Genomic DNA, 13,429 nt, shown 5'->3' with positions numbered 1-13,429 from the left:
CGGAGGCCCCATGAGCACCCCCTTCGTCCTCGTCGAGCGCAGCGGCCCGATCGCCCGCGTCACACTCGATCGGCCCGAGCGTCGCAACCCGCTCTCCCTGCAGATGATGCGGGAGGCGACGGCGGCGATCCGCGACCTCGGTGACGACCCGGACTGTGGGGTCGTCGTGCTCACCGGGTCCGGCCCCGCACTGTCCGCCGGGCACGAGATCGGTGAAATGGTCGACCGCACCCTCACGCAGGAGCGCGAGGTCTTCACCACGTGCGTGCAGCTCATGGAGACCATCCAGGCGATCCGGCAGCCGGTCATCGCCGAGGTGCAGGGCCACGCGATCGCCGCCGGCTGTCAGCTCGTCGCCACCTGCGATCTGGCCGTGGCGGTCGACACCGCGCGTTTCGGCACCCCGGGCGTGAAGATCGGCCTGTTCTGCTCGACCCCCATGGTGGCGGTCTCCCGCTCCATCGGCCGTAAGCGGGCCATGCAGATGCTGTTGACCGGTGAGACGATCGACGCCGCCACCGCGGTGGACTGGGGGCTGGTCAACGAGGCGGTGCCCGAGGGCCACCTGCGTTTTCGGGTCGATGAGCTGGCGCTGCAGATCGCCGACTCCAGCCCGCTGACGTTGGAGATCGGCAAGCAGGCCTTCTACAGGCAGATCGATCTGCCCCAGGACGAGGCGTACCGCGAGATGGCCGAGACCATGGCCACCAACGCCGTCACCTGCGACGCCCAGGAGGGCATGTCCGCGTTCCTCGAGAAGCGCGCCCCGCAGTGGCGCGGGGAGTGACGCGCAGCGCGCACTAGGATCGTCGCCATGGCGATCTCGGTGATGACGGTGTGTACGGGCAACATGTGTCGGTCGCCGCTGGCCGAGCGTCTGTTGGCCGCGCGAACCGCGGCAGCCGGACTCGATGTGTCGGTCGACTCCGCGGGGACGCGGGCGGCCAATGGCGTCGAGATCCACCGCGAGACCCTGCGGGTGCTGCAGGGGTACGGGGGAGACGGCGGGGGCTTCGCGTCGCGACTGCTCACAGCCCGGCTGCTGACAGGACGCGACCTCGTCCTCACCGCGACCCGGGCGCACCGCGATGCCGTGCAGGAACTGGCGCCGTTGCTGTGGAAGAAGACCTACACGATCCTGGAGGCCGCCCGGCTCGCCGACTCCGACGAGTCCGTCACGCTCGCGGGTCTGTCGCGGGCGAGGTTGGGTATCGACACCGACGATCCCGCGCTCGACGTGGAGGATCCGATCGGCCGGGAGCCGGAGGTGTTCGACCGCACGGGGGCGCAGATCAGCGACGCCGTGGACTCCATCGTCCGCCTGCTGTCACGCAACTGACCCGGCCGACGAGACCTGTCCGGGCAGGGCTGCATCGGGCAGGGCTGCGCCGGGACCCGTGCGCTGCCGACGTCAGGGGTCCAGCGGTTTGCGACGGTCCAGATCCCGTAGGAAATCAGGGTCGTCGTCCGGGGCGATCACCCGTGGGGGAGCCGGCCGTGACCCGGGCCCGAAGGCCCGCCACAGCAGGATCGCCACGGTCACCACTCCGATGAGTGCGAACAGCCAGATCACTCGAACCTCCTTCCCACCACGATACGTATCCTGGGGACCATGAGCGAGCGAGACGAGACAACACACCCCGCGGAGGGGACGGCCAGCCCGGCGGCCAGACCGGAGGGGTCCGCGCCCGGCGCGCGACTGGCCCGCAACATGGTCGTCTACACCGTCGTCCGACTTCTGCTGGTGGTGGCGTTGACGCTGCTCATCATCGGGATCGGCAGCCTGGCGGGTGTGCAGGTCCCCGTGCTCGTCGCCGCGATCATCTCTGTGTTGATCGCGTTGCCCCTGTCGATGGTGCTGTTCAGCCGGATGCGCGCGCAGATCAACTCCGATATCGCGGCGGTCGACGCCGGACGACGGGAGAAGCGCGAGGACCTGCGCCGTCGGATGAACGAGGCCTGACGCTCGTCGCACCAGACCGGCGTGCGGTGTCCGGCCGGAGTTCACACCCGGTCGGAGGGCATGCCCTCGGAAGGTCAGCCCTGCGGGCCGCCCGGCCAGAACGACCCGGGCCAGCGGAATGCGGGGAGCCCCACTGACGTCCCCGACTCGGTGGGGGTCTGCGACCCGGTGGGGCCGACCGACCCCGACGGGGCGGCGGACATCACGGATGTCAGCGGGCCCGGCTGCGGTTCCTGCGGCGCCTCGGTCACGGTGGGCACCGTCGTCGGCTGCTCGGACGAGCCGGTCCCCGTGGGGGTGGTGTCGCCGGGTTCGGTGGTGCCGGGAGTGCTGGTCCCGGGAGTGGTCGGATCCGTCACGACGGGCTCGGTACCGCCCGGCTCGGTCGTGGGCGGCGTCGTGGGCGAGGTGGGCGACGTCCCGTCGGTCGGGCTCGTCGGGGTATCCGGATCGTCCGTGTCGGGATCCTCGGTGCCCGGCTCATCCGGATTCTCGGTCGTCTCCCCGTCGCCGAGGAGCTCCTGATCATCCTCGAACCCGATATCGGTTCGCGGCTGGGCGGGCGTCCACTGTTCGCCCGTCGTCTCGACGGGTGCGGTCTCGCTGGGAGGCGCGTAGGTACCGGCCTCCTCGTCGGGTACGTACAGTGCCCCGGGAGCGGGCTGGACCCCGATGTAGTACCTGCTCAGGCAGTGATCGGTGACGTTCTGCGATCCGTCGGTGAAGATGGTGAGGCCGGGCGTCCCGCCGTCGGCCTCGGTCGCACATCGCGCGATGAACTTCCCGGGCTGCTCGTCACGCTCGGTGGTGGTCGGCGACGTGATCTCCGTCGCGGACGCAGAGCGCGGAGCCTCGGAGAGCACCTGTGGCTCCGGCTGCGCGCAGGACGCGGCCACCAGCGCTGTTGCGCCGGCGGCGAGGAGCACCCGAGTTCTCATAACGATAGTGTCTCAGTTCTGTCAAAGGATGGCTACCGGACGGACGGGGTGGAATCTTTTTCACCCCGGAGGACGGTCGGGAAGCGCGAGCATCTAGTCCGACGCGACCCGGGATCGGACCGCCCCGACGGAGGCGACGGCGGCGGCGAGGACAGCCGCGAGGACGCCCCCGAACCCCACCTTCACCAGATCGGCCACGGGTACACCATCGTTACCGACCCCACCGAGGTCACTGAAGATGCCTCCCGCGCCGGAACCGGTCCCCGTGAGCGCGGCCGCCCCGGCCGTGCCGAAGGCCGCCCCCAGCAGCACGCCCAGGGCTGCGGCGCAGGCGGCCACCAACGCGGTCTCGAGGACAAGCATGAGCCACACGCCGAAGCGGGTGACCCCGACGCCTCTGAGCAGGGTGATCTCCCGGGTCCGTTCCCGGACCGCCAGCGTGAGCGTGTTGGCGACCCCCACCAGGGCCAGTGCGACCGCCACCGCCAGCAACAACGAGCTGGAGGTGAGGACGGTCCGGACAGAGGTGGCGATCTGCTCGCGGGAGGCGAAGCTCTCGGTCACGGCCGCATCGGGCGCGGCGTCCACGACGGCGGAACGCACGCCCTGCAGTGCCGACTCGAGTTGCTGACCGGCCAGGGAGTCATCCATGCGCAGCCAGACCTCGGTGCGTGGGACGAACTGGGTGGGCACCTCCACGCCCTCCGGCCACGGGGACCCGTCGGGCAACTGCGCCACGGGCCAGGCGGGCACGCTCCCGGGCGCGGCCAGGGCCCACTGATCGCTCGTCCGACGCACGACCAGGTCGCGACCGTCGTCGTCGGAGAAGAAGGTGAACCGGACGGTCTCGCCGTCGCGGGCACCGGCGGCCACGGGGGAGGACTCCGGGAGCACGATCTCCCCGGGCCCGGGCAATACGACGTCGCGGCGCATCACGTCGCCGACCCGCTCCGGGTCGGCGACCCTGAGGACCGTGCGCTTTCCCCCGGGGCCCTCCGCGTACATGTCGGTCACGACCAGGGACTCGTCCACGCCCGGGAGCTCCGCCAGCGTCCCCGGCAGTCCCTCGGGCAGGGTGCCGCCGCTCGATGCGGTCACGGCGATGTCCAGCGGGACGCGGTCGACGAGCCGTGCCTGGATGGCCGGTCCGAGCAGGGCGATGCCGGTCACCATCGTCGCGGTGAGAGTCACGCCCACCAGTACGGCCGCCGAGGTGGCGGCGGTGCGGCGCGGACTGCGGGCGATGTTCCGAGCGCCGAGCAGACCCACCGGGCCGAGCAGCACTCCCACCACGCTGCCGAGCGCCCCGAGCAGGGTGGGCAGGGCACCGGCGACCACGGCCAGGATCCCCAGGAACGCGAGAACGCCCCACGCGCCGGCCTGGACGACGGCCCCCGCCTCGACGGCCGCCGACATCGAGTGCCAGCCGAAGGCGCCCACCACGGCACCCACCGCGACCATAGCCAGCCGCCGCCACCACGGGTCGGGCCGTACATCGGCCGGGCGCAGCGCCTCCAGTGGGCTGCCGGAGGTGGCGCGCCACAGGGGCGGGAGAGCGGTGACGAGGGTGACGCCCACGCCCACCGCGGCGGCGAGCAGATAGGCGGATCCGGGGACGCTGACCTCCTGCAGGGGAATCGTCACGCCGAGCCGGGGGGCCTCCCGGGCCGCGAGTGAGACCGCGAACCGACCCAACGCCAACCCCGCGGCGGTCGCCACGGCGCCGACAACCAGGGCTTCGGCCATCCCGGACAGTCGCAACTGCAGCCGCGAGGCGCCCAGGCAGCGCAACAGTGCCGTCTCCCGGACGCGCGCGGCGAACACCACCGCGAAGGTCGTGCCGATGACCAGGGCGGCCACCGCGACGGCCAGCAGGGTGAAGGCCAGCAGGGCCCGGGTGTAGACGTCGCGGCTGCCGATGAAGGACTCCGCGAGAGCGTCCGCCTCGGCCGCGCCGGTGGACACCTCGACGGCGGACGTGCCCGGGATCCGGTCCAGGCGCTGCTCGATCTCCGCCGCCAGCGCCTCGTCCGACACCGTGCCGTCGCCGGCCACACGGATATCGCCCCCGGCCCCGTTCGGCGCCCACTGCTGTACCTGCTCGTCGACGGTGTAGAGGGGGAACGCCGAGTTCATGTCCGGTTGCCCTGCAAGGTCGAACAGCCCCACCACCGTGACGGGGACGGGATCACCGGCGCCGCTCGGCAGCACCTCGAACGTGGCGCCCAGCGGGAGGTCCGCGTCACTGCGGATCGCCACCTCACCGGGAGCGGCGGGGAGCCGCCCGTCGGCCAGCGGTTGCCAGCGCAGACCGTCGTCGGTGGCGAGCGCCGTCGTCGTCGTCACCTGTTGGGCGCGTCCCTCGGCGCGGACCCGCACGTAGGTCTGGGCGTCCACGGTGACGGCCCGCACCCCGGGGGTGGCGGCGATGGCCCCCAGGCCGAGCCGCTGGGCCTCGGCCGCTTCCTCGCGCGCGGCGTCGGTGCCGGCGGAGGTGCGGTCGCCGAGGTTCTGCACGAGCACGGCGGTGCCCGAGTACCGCATCCCGAAGGTCGCGTCGGCGCTGGCGGTCATCGTGCGGAGTACGCCCACCGAGGCCAGGACGAAGCCGACGGCCACGGCGATCGCCAGGATGGTGCCGAGGTAGCGGCCCGCGTGTGCGCGCAGCTGACCCAGGACCAGGTGGGGGCTCACGTGGTGGCCGGCCGGCGGCCGGTGAGCGAGCGCATGGCCGTGTGGACGGCCTCGGGGGTGGGGGAGGGGACCTCGTCGGCGATCCGTCCGTCCGCCAGTACCACCACGGTGTCGGTGTGGGCGGCGGCGTGCGCGTCGTGGGTGACCATGACGACGGTCTGGCCGGCCTCGCGGACACACGCGCCGAGCAGTCCCAGCACCGACTCGCCGGACTCGGAGTCGAGGTTGCCGGTCGGCTCGTCGGCGAACACCACGTCCGGGCGCGGCAGGAGGGCGCGGGCGATGGCCACCCGCTGCTGCTGGCCGCCGGACAGTTCGTGCGGGCGCCGCTTCAGCAGGTCGCCGATCCCGAGCTCGCCGACCAGCGAGTCGAGGCGCGACCGGTCCGGGCGACGCAGCGCCATCCGCACGGGGAGCGCGATGTTCTCGCGTACCGAGAGCGCCGGCACGAGGTTGAAGGACTGGAACACGAAGCCCACCCGGGTGCGTCGCAGCCGGGTACGTCCCGCGTCACCCAGGCGGGTGATCTCGGTCGATCCGATCGATACCGTGCCGTGGTCGGGCGTGTCCAGGCCGGCCAGGCAGTGCATGAGGGTGGATTTGCCGCTGCCTGACGGGCCCATGACCGCGGTCCAGCGCCCCTTGTCGATCGCCACGTCCACGCCGTCCAGTGCGCGTACCTTCACCCGCCCGTGGGAATAGGTCTTGCGCAGGCCGTGGGCCCGGATCGCGATCTCGGGGGGTGGGGTCACGTGGGTCCTTCCGTCGCGGCGTGGCGTCCGGAGGTGAGTGTAGGGACCCCGGTTGTGGAGACCCGGTCCGACACGACACCGCACCTGTGGCCCATGTGACTGATGTGACGTATGGTACCTGTGTGACTGGGCCGGACCCGGTCGTGCCCAGCTCCCGGACGACAAGGTGACCTCATGTTCCAGCGACGCTCGCACCGCACCGCCCCCCGTGCCCGTTCCCTCGCCCTCGGCGGCGCCCTGGCCGCGCTCGCCGTGGTCGGTGGTGGCACCGTCGCCGCGGTGGGTGCGCCCGCCGCCGTCGACGCCGGCGACATCCAGCTGACCCAGAACGCGACCGGCCAGGCCGGTGCGCAGGAGCTCCCGCTCGGCACGGCCGTCAACCTCGACCTCGAGCCCGTCGTCGCCCAGGCCGCCGGCGGCACCATCCCGCCCGGGACGACGGTGCAGGTCACCGGCCTGCCCGACGGTCTGACCCAGAACGGCTGGGTCATCTCCGGCACGCCCACCAGCGCGGGCGAGTACGAGGTGCTCGTCACCGTCTCCAACTCGGGGATCTCGCAGTCGGAGAAGGTCGCCATCACCGTCACCGACGGCGCGGGTGCCCCGTCGGAGGACGAGGAGGCGACGACGAGCCCGGCCATCACGAGCCCGGCCACCACCAGCCCGGCCACCACCAGCCCGGCCACCACGGCCGAGACCACGACGACCGCCACGCAGTCCGACCCCACGCTCTCGGCGGTCCCCGGTGATCCGACCGCCGAGGACGACACCCTCGCCGGCGATGAGGGTGACGGAACGGGCGCCGGCGACGGTGAGACGACCGGGGACGACGACGAGGTCGGCGCCACCCCGGATCTGTGCGCGGTCATCGGGGACGGGCAGATGGACGGTGCCTCGCTGGTCCAGCTGCTGCCGCTGGTGACCGGTGGCGACGATGCCGAATCGGCCGGACTCGTGATGGTTCTGCTCAACACGGTCGTCAACCTGCTCCCGTCCGTGCTCGGCGAGGGCGGCTCGGTCGAGAGCCTCGGCTCGGTGGGTCAGATCCTCTGCACGATCTCCCCGTCGCTGCTCGGCGGCCTGACCGGTGGAGAGACCGCCACGGGCGGGGCGACGACCACTGAGGGCGGCGATGCCACCACGGGCGGGGCGACGACCGGTGCGGCTGTTCCGGGCGACGGCCCCGCCGCGCTGCTGGGTCTGCTCACGACCGGCGCGGGCAGCCTCGGGCAGTGACCTTCCCCGCGCCCCCGGGCAATGTCCCCACGGGGCGCGGGTCGGGGCGATAGAGTCCCCCTGTCGACCTCAGGCGGCCCGGTGGGGCGCAGTGGCTCGATTACCTCCGTCGCCGTCGAAGAGGGTCCATCACACATGTTCACCCGCAAGGTCGTCACCGCCGCCGCCGCTGCACTCGCGCTGGTCACCCTGTCCGTCCCCGTCGTCAACGCGCAGGACGACGGTGCCCTCCCCGGTGAGACCACGTCCGGCAGCATCTCGCTCGGCAGTCTCGAGGGGGGCGACCCCGACGCGTCCAGCCTCGCCGGAGGGTCCGAGGGCGCCTCGAACGACGCCTCCGGCGAGGACGGAGTCGACGGTGAGGGCGGAGCTGACGGTGAGGGTGCCGATTCGGGTTCGCTCGGTGGCGGTTCGCCGGGAAGTCTCGAGTCGGACAGTCTCGATTCCGGCAGTGGGGACGACACCAGCGTCGGTGACCTCGCGCCCGAGACCGATGAGGTCTGCGAGCTGCCCGCCCTAGGCGGCTCGGTCGCCAAGTTCTACCCGCTGTTCGGGATCGACGGTGTGCCCACCGGCGTCATCGATCTGATCACCTCGGCGTTGGATTCCTTCCCGAATCTGCTCGACATGGTCGCGGGGGAGGGGCGCGGGTCGGCGCTCGTCGGCGAGGCCGGCTCGCTCAGCGAGGGGCTGTGCTCGCTGGTCTTCGGCGGCGAGATGGTCCCGCCGCCGGTCACGGTGATCGTCGACGGTGACGGCAATCCTGTCAGCACGGTCACCGGCACGGCCACCGCCAGCTCCACCACGTCCGCCCCGGCCACCACCACGACCTCCGCCGACGAGGCCGGAACCGGAACTTCGATCGCCGCCTCCGACGATGCGAGCACCGACGGTGCGAACCGGGACGGTGGCGACCCGGACGACGCGGATGCCGGTGAGGCGGCGCTCGCGACCTCGGTCCCGGTCCCCGGCGCCTGACCCCGCCTCTCGGTCTCCTGCGGCCCGGCCCCGACACGGGGGCCGGGCCGCCGTGATTTTCCCGCGGCCGTCTCCCTGCGGCGCTGCGCATGCCGAAGCGGTGAGCGCGGATCCGCGCGCGCGAATATACCCAGGGGGTGTGTTACTGGTGTGACTTATGAGAACCGAGTGAATTATGTGACAGAAGTAGACAGTCGGTGTGCATGTGGTTAGAGTGGCACTCGTAATGGTCTGCCCTCCCGTTCCGCGGAGTGAGCGATCTGAACCCCTCCGGAAGGAACCAGCCGATGCGTGCTCGCCTCGCCCGTCCTCGTCGTATCGTCCGGGGTCGCCTTGCCGCCCCCGTCGCAGCCGCAGCAGCGGTCGCGCTCGTGGGCGGAATGGTCATCGCCGCTCCCGATGCGCCCACCGTCCGTAGCGACATCCAGACGGTCGCCGTGGCTGCCCCATCGTTCAACGCTGGCGCGGAGTTCTCCTTCGACGCCGGGACGCTGGTCCAGGCCACCCAGTCGGCCGGGTTCGTCATTGAGGACGTCACCGGACTTCCGGAAGGGCTGGAGTATGACGGCAACGGCCGCATCTCGGGCGCGGTGACCACTCCGGGCGTGTACACCATTCAGGTGACCGGTCGGGGCATGGGCGGACTAGTCACGATTCCCGTCACCCTGACGATCAACAACGCCAATGGTTCCGCGCCGGCCGGCGCCTCGGGCGAGGGGACGGCCGCAGTCGAGGGCAGCCTGGGCGGCGAGGCGCAGGCCGGTGGCCAGATCACCACGGGCTCCGACGGCACGGACGCGATCCTCGGCGCCGTGGCGGGCATCGTCTCCTCCCTCGGCGGCGACGCCGGTTCGGTCGCCGACCTCGCCGCCGGTTCGACGGGACAGGGTGGGGTCACCCCCGAGAGCCCGGACGCCACGGATGCGCCGACCGGCCCGCTCGGCAGCGCGGCCAACGGTGAGTTCGGCCTCGGCAGCCTGTCGAACGGCGCGCCGGAGACCCCGGACGCGCCGGACGCCGACGGTCCCGGAACCGACGCCCCGGCCAACGGCTCGCTCGGCATGCCGGGTTCCACCGCCGAGGGCGAGGTGAGCGGTGACGCCACCGGTGGCCTGGACACCCAGAGCCTGGGACCGCTGGCCCCGCTCGGCTCCCTGATCGACTCGGACGCCCAGACCGGCTCGACCGCCGACGGCGACACCGAGACCACCGGCTCCACGATCCCCGGCTCCACCACCACCGGCGGAACCCAGACCGGTACCGAGATCGTCACCGGCGGGGACCTGACCGGCGGCGGCGAGATCACCGTCCCGGGATCGTCCTTCCCCGCGGACACCGGTTCCCTCGGGGCCCTGGCCCCGGGGCTGGCGCTGACGGGCGCAGCGCTCCTCGGCATCGCCGGGCTGAGCCTGGCGCTGGGCGGCGGCTCCTCGATCCCGGGCTCGACCGCGATCCTGCCGGCCCTGCCCGGGTCGACCACCACGGGTGGCACCACCACCGGCGGATCGAGCGACACCGGAAACGGTGGCTCCTCCGGGTCGGTCGCCCCGACCGTGGCCGCCGGTGCGCCGACCGTGGCCGCCGGCGCCCCGAACAGGGTCCAGGCCCCTGGCCCGACGGTCGCCAACGGTCGCGGCTGACCGACAGACTCCCGGCGGCCGGGTAGGTCGCCGGTGACCACCTCCACCCCGGGGTCGTCTCACTTCGTGAGATGGCCCCGGGGTGTGGTGCTCTCGTGGGTTACCTTGGGACGGTCGCGATCTCGCGGTGTCACCCACTGGAAGGCCTGTATGCGTATCTCCCGTCCTGTCGTCGCCTCCTCCCTCGCACTCGCCGCCATGGCCGCGGTCGGGGTCGCGTCCGGCCAGGCGGAGGCGCCCGACCATGCGCCCCTGGTCGTCGAGGCCACCGACGTGGCGCCCGCGGCGCTGCCGTCCCTGTCGATGCGGGTCGGACAGTACTTCGAGCGGCGGGTCAGCGATTACGTGACACCGCCCCCCGGCGCCTCGATCCAGTTCCGGGGCCTGCCGCCCGGGTTGACCTACGATCCGGCCACCACCGCGATCAGGGGCACCCCCACCGTCGCGGGCGTGTACGAGCCCGTGGCGACCGCCTTCATCTTCGGGGTCCCGGTACGCACCGAGACGACCACGGTCACCGTCACCGGCGGTGCGGGCGGGACCACCGGCGGTACCGGTGGCGGCGGCGCCCCGGCACCGCGTCCCGCCCCGGCCCCGGCTCCGGCGCCCGTGGCCGCGCCGGTGGCCCCTCCGGCCCCCGGCACGGTCACCATCGCCGATATCGACACGCTGCCGGTGCCCGAGCAGGTCAAGGACGCCCTCCGCGGTGCCGCCCTGGCCCTCAACAACGGGATCCAGTCCGCCTGGAACGCCGTGCCCGAGGGCTCACTCGGCAAGTAGCCACCCGGCGCTCAGCACATTCGGCACTCAGTACATCCGGCAGGTAGTCCGCACGTACATCGACGGCGGCCGGTCCCCGAGGTGGGGGCCGGCCGCCGTCGTCTGTACCGCGCCGGGCGCGGGGGCTCGTCGCCGGGCCTCCGCGGACCGCCGGGGTGAACGCGCACCGCCGTGTCACAGCGAGGCGATCACGAACCCGGCGCTGACCAGCACGCTCCACGCGAGCATTGCCATCCCGGCCATCGTCAGCGCGGGGATGAGTCCGGCACCCGTCGCCCGTGCGCGCACCGGCGCGTTGGCCTTCCACGCCACCGGCAACGACAGCAGCCCCAGCAGCGCCCAGGGCGTCGCCGGGATCAGTGCGAGCGTCGCCAACAGCGGCACCAGCAGTTCCAGGACCGCGTGCAGGCCGCGGGTCCGCGAGTCGCCCAGGCGCACGGCCAGCGTGATCTTGCCGGACTCGGTGTCCGAGGGGATGTCCCGCAGGTTGTTGGTGAGGTTCACCGCGCAGGAGAAGCTCCCCACCGCCACGGCCGCCACCACCGCGTACCAGGTGACCGACCCGAGCTGCGTGAACTGCGTACCGATCACGGCGACCAGGCCGAAGAACACGAACACCGCGACCTCGCCGAAACCGCGGTAGCCGTACGGGGACCTGCCGCCCGTGTAGAACCAGGCCGCCAGGATGCAGGCCACCCCGACCAGGATCAGCCACGGTGCCGACGTCGCACTGAGCACCAGCCCGGCGAGTCCGCCCAGTCCGAGGAACCCGAACGCGGCGCGCTTGACCGTCGTCGGCCGGGCCAGTCCCGAGCCCACCAGTCGCAGCGGGCCCACGCGGTCGTCGTCGGTGCCGCGGATGCCGTCCGAGTAGTCGTTGGCGTAGTTGACGCCCACGATGAACGACCACGCCACCACGAGCGCCAGGATCGCCTGCCACCACACCAACCCGCCCGCGAGCGCCGCGGCCGCCGAGCCGACGAGCACTGGGGCGAACGCGTTGGGCCAGGTGCGGGGGCGGGCGCCCTCGAGCCAGTGGGAGAACGTGGCGCCCCCGGGCTCGGTGGTGGCGGCGTCGGCGTCGCTGGCGGGAGGGGTCTCGCGGTGGATGACGGGATCGGTCTCGCGGCTCATGCCCCGATTGTCCCATCGAGGAAGCCCGCGGCGACGCCGCGTCGGTCCACCTTGCCGCCCGGCAGCATGGGCAACGCGTCCAGCACGGCGACGATCGCAGGGGCCGAGTGCGCCCCCAGAGACGCGGCCACGTGTGCGCGCAGGTCGTCCGGCGACGCGGAGGAGCGGAGCGTGACCGCCGCGACGGGCCTGGTCCCGAGCCGTTCGTCCGGGATCCCGACGACGACGACGTCGACCACCGCAGGATGCGTGCGGAGTGCATCCTCCACGGTCTGCGGGAGGAGCGTGAGCCCACCGACGCTCAACGCCTCGTCGACCCTGCCGAGGATCCGGAGCCCGCCCCCGGGGTCGAGCGTCCCGGCATCGTCGGTGCGAAACCATCCCGCCCGGGCGAACGCGGGGTGATCCGGTGCGTTCCTGTACCCCGACGCGAGCTGCGGGCCGGCCAGCCAGACGCGGCCCTCGTCGTCGTCGACCTCCACCGTCACCCCCGGGAGCGGGGCGCCGTCGTAGACACATCCGCCCGCGGTCTCGCTCATGCCGTAGGTCCGGACTACCCGGATGCCGGCGTCCGCGGCGCGGGCGAGCAGCTCCGGTGCGGCCGCGGCCCCGCCGAGCAGGACCGCGTCGAGCTCGGCGAGCGCGGCCACGGCGTCGGGCGGGCCGTCGTCGAGGACCTTGGCCAGCTGACCCGGGACGAGCGAGGTGTACGCGCGCGGGCTGCCGCCCCCGGTCGCGGGCCCTCCGGTCCCGCCCCCGGTCGCGGGCCCTCCGGTCCCGGTCCCGGCCCCCGCCCGGCACGCGGCCACAGCGTCGGGCAGGGACGCGGGGTCGAACCCGCGGGTCACGTCCATCACGACCGGCTCGTGCCCGGCGCGCAGCGACCGCAGGATCACCTGCAACCCGGCGATGTGGTGCGCGGGCAGCGCGAGCAGCCACCGGCCGGGCCCGCCGAGCACGGTGTCGGTCGATTCGGCGGAGGCGGCGAGCGCGGCGGCGGAGAGCATCGCGCCCTTGGGTGTTCCGGTCGACCCGGAGGTGCTCACCACCAGGGCGGTGCGGTCGTCGATCGGGTCGCCGGGGCGCTGGCTGTCGACGAGGATCCGGGAGCGCACCGGGTCGTCGGCCGGCACCGGCAGCAGCGCCGGCCCGCGGTCGGCGAGCATCCGCGCGAGTGCCGGGAACACCTCGGCGACCGCCGGGCCGCCGGGGACGGGCAGGGTGCGCAGTTCGCGGCAGGCGCGCGTGTCGCGGGGTTTGGCCATGGTCTGCAGACCCTATCCGCAGCTGTGCCCCTCCGAGCCACTCCGTCGC

General features: G+C 72.9%; 13 protein-coding genes. 7 read left to right on the top strand and 6 right to left on the bottom strand.

What is annotated here, in order from left to right:
- Positions 1–10 precede the first annotated feature (10 nt).
- A complete protein-coding gene (locus tag OVA21_RS11610) occupies positions 11–787 on the top strand; it encodes an enoyl-CoA hydratase (protein WP_069390183.1) in 777 nt (258 codons plus the stop codon).
- Positions 788–814: 27 nt separating this feature from the next.
- Positions 815–1,339: an arsenate reductase/protein-tyrosine-phosphatase family protein gene (locus OVA21_RS11605; protein ID WP_069390182.1), complete on the top strand. Its 525-nt coding sequence runs from the start codon at positions 815–817 to the stop codon at positions 1,337–1,339.
- Positions 1,340–1,411: 72 nt separating this feature from the next.
- Here OVA21_RS11605 and OVA21_RS11600 read toward each other — a convergent pair whose 3' ends face one another.
- Positions 1,412–1,573: a hypothetical protein gene (locus tag OVA21_RS11600; protein WP_167457827.1), complete on the bottom strand. Its 162-nt coding sequence runs from the start codon at positions 1,571–1,573 to the stop codon at positions 1,412–1,414.
- 39 nt (positions 1,574–1,612) lie between these two features.
- Between OVA21_RS11600 and OVA21_RS11595 the strand changes: the two genes are divergently transcribed.
- A complete protein-coding gene (locus OVA21_RS11595; RefSeq protein ID WP_083249822.1) occupies positions 1,613–1,963 on the top strand; it encodes a DUF4229 domain-containing protein in 351 nt (116 codons plus the stop codon).
- A gap of 74 nt (positions 1,964–2,037) precedes the next feature.
- Here the strand turns inward: OVA21_RS11595 and OVA21_RS11590 are convergent, their stop codons facing one another.
- The 3 genes from OVA21_RS11590 to OVA21_RS11580 all read right to left on the bottom strand — a co-directional run bounded on the left by OVA21_RS11590 (position 2,038) and on the right by OVA21_RS11580 (position 6,347).
- Positions 2,038–2,901: a hypothetical protein gene (locus OVA21_RS11590; RefSeq protein WP_254050630.1), complete on the bottom strand. Its 864-nt coding sequence runs from the start codon at positions 2,899–2,901 to the stop codon at positions 2,038–2,040.
- Between the two features lie 93 nt (positions 2,902–2,994).
- Positions 2,995–5,595 (bottom strand): ABC transporter permease, encoded by a 2,601-nt coding sequence (locus tag OVA21_RS11585; protein WP_096906979.1) that lies wholly within the window; start codon positions 5,593–5,595, stop codon positions 2,995–2,997.
- Positions 5,592–6,347 carry an ABC transporter ATP-binding protein gene (locus tag OVA21_RS11580; RefSeq protein WP_096906980.1) on the bottom strand — a complete coding sequence of 252 codons (756 nt, stop codon included), beginning with the start codon at positions 6,345–6,347 and terminating at the stop codon, positions 5,592–5,594. The genes OVA21_RS11585 and OVA21_RS11580 overlap by 4 nt, the downstream gene beginning before the upstream one ends.
- 174 nt (positions 6,348–6,521) lie before the next feature.
- Between OVA21_RS11580 and OVA21_RS11575 the strand changes: the two genes are divergently transcribed.
- The 4 genes from OVA21_RS11575 (at position 6,522) to OVA21_RS11560 (ending at position 10,981) form a co-directional block, all read left to right on the top strand.
- The gene (locus OVA21_RS11575) at positions 6,522–7,583 is read left to right on the top strand and encodes a hypothetical protein (RefSeq protein WP_159981180.1); all 1,062 of its coding nucleotides are present in this window, start codon (positions 6,522–6,524) and stop codon (positions 7,581–7,583) included.
- 135 nt (positions 7,584–7,718) lie between these two features.
- Positions 7,719–8,561 carry a hypothetical protein gene (locus OVA21_RS11570; RefSeq protein WP_096906981.1) on the top strand — a complete coding sequence of 281 codons (843 nt, stop codon included), beginning with the start codon at positions 7,719–7,721 and terminating at the stop codon, positions 8,559–8,561.
- Positions 8,562–8,848: 287 nt separating this feature from the next.
- Positions 8,849–10,201: a hypothetical protein gene (locus tag OVA21_RS11565; protein WP_173674806.1), complete on the top strand. Its 1,353-nt coding sequence runs from the start codon at positions 8,849–8,851 to the stop codon at positions 10,199–10,201.
- A gap of 150 nt (positions 10,202–10,351) precedes the next feature.
- Positions 10,352–10,981: a hypothetical protein gene (locus OVA21_RS11560; protein WP_096906983.1), complete on the top strand. Its 630-nt coding sequence runs from the start codon at positions 10,352–10,354 to the stop codon at positions 10,979–10,981.
- 174 nt (positions 10,982–11,155) lie between these two features.
- On the opposite strand, the gene OVA21_RS11555 is transcribed toward OVA21_RS11560, so the two are convergent.
- Both OVA21_RS11555 and OVA21_RS11550 read right to left on the bottom strand, forming a co-directional pair.
- The gene (locus tag OVA21_RS11555; protein ID WP_253702082.1) at positions 11,156–12,115 is read right to left on the bottom strand and encodes a 1,4-dihydroxy-2-naphthoate polyprenyltransferase; all 960 of its coding nucleotides are present in this window, start codon (positions 12,113–12,115) and stop codon (positions 11,156–11,158) included.
- On the bottom strand, positions 12,112–13,380 hold the full coding sequence (locus OVA21_RS11550; RefSeq protein WP_067716896.1) for an AMP-binding protein: 1,269 nt from the start codon (positions 13,378–13,380) through the stop codon (positions 12,112–12,114). Before OVA21_RS11550 ends, OVA21_RS11555 begins: the two co-directional genes overlap by 4 nt.
- Positions 13,381–13,429 lie beyond the last annotated feature (49 nt).

The organism is Dietzia sp. SL131 (assembly GCF_026672565.1).
Taxonomy (GTDB): Bacteria; Actinomycetota; Actinomycetes; order Mycobacteriales; family Mycobacteriaceae; genus Dietzia; species Dietzia kunjamensis.
Note: the sequence above shows the minus strand (reverse complement) of the source record. Positions and strands in the feature narration are given on the sequence as shown.

Bases quoted from the DNA above. Each gene is read 5' to 3' on its own strand.
- OVA21_RS11610 (WP_069390183.1), top strand. From the start codon at position 11: ATGAGCACCCCCTTCGTCCTCGTCGAGCGCAGCGGCCCGATCGCCCGC.
- OVA21_RS11605 (WP_069390182.1), top strand. From the start codon at position 815: ATGGCGATCTCGGTGATGACGGTGTGTACGGGCAACATGTGTCGGTCG.
- OVA21_RS11595 (WP_083249822.1), top strand. From the start codon at position 1,613: ATGAGCGAGCGAGACGAGACAACACACCCCGCGGAGGGGACGGCCAGC.
- OVA21_RS11590 (WP_254050630.1), bottom strand. From the start codon at position 2,901: ATGAGAACTCGGGTGCTCCTCGCCGCCGGCGCAACAGCGCTGGTGGCC.
- OVA21_RS11575 (WP_159981180.1), top strand. From the start codon at position 6,522: ATGTTCCAGCGACGCTCGCACCGCACCGCCCCCCGTGCCCGTTCCCTC.
- OVA21_RS11570 (WP_096906981.1), top strand. From the start codon at position 7,719: ATGTTCACCCGCAAGGTCGTCACCGCCGCCGCCGCTGCACTCGCGCTG.
- OVA21_RS11565 (WP_173674806.1), top strand. From the start codon at position 8,849: ATGCGTGCTCGCCTCGCCCGTCCTCGTCGTATCGTCCGGGGTCGCCTT.
- OVA21_RS11560 (WP_096906983.1), top strand. From the start codon at position 10,352: ATGCGTATCTCCCGTCCTGTCGTCGCCTCCTCCCTCGCACTCGCCGCC.
- OVA21_RS11555 (WP_253702082.1), bottom strand. From the start codon at position 12,115: ATGAGCCGCGAGACCGATCCCGTCATCCACCGCGAGACCCCTCCCGCC.
- OVA21_RS11550 (WP_067716896.1), bottom strand. From the start codon at position 13,380: ATGGCCAAACCCCGCGACACGCGCGCCTGCCGCGAACTGCGCACCCTG.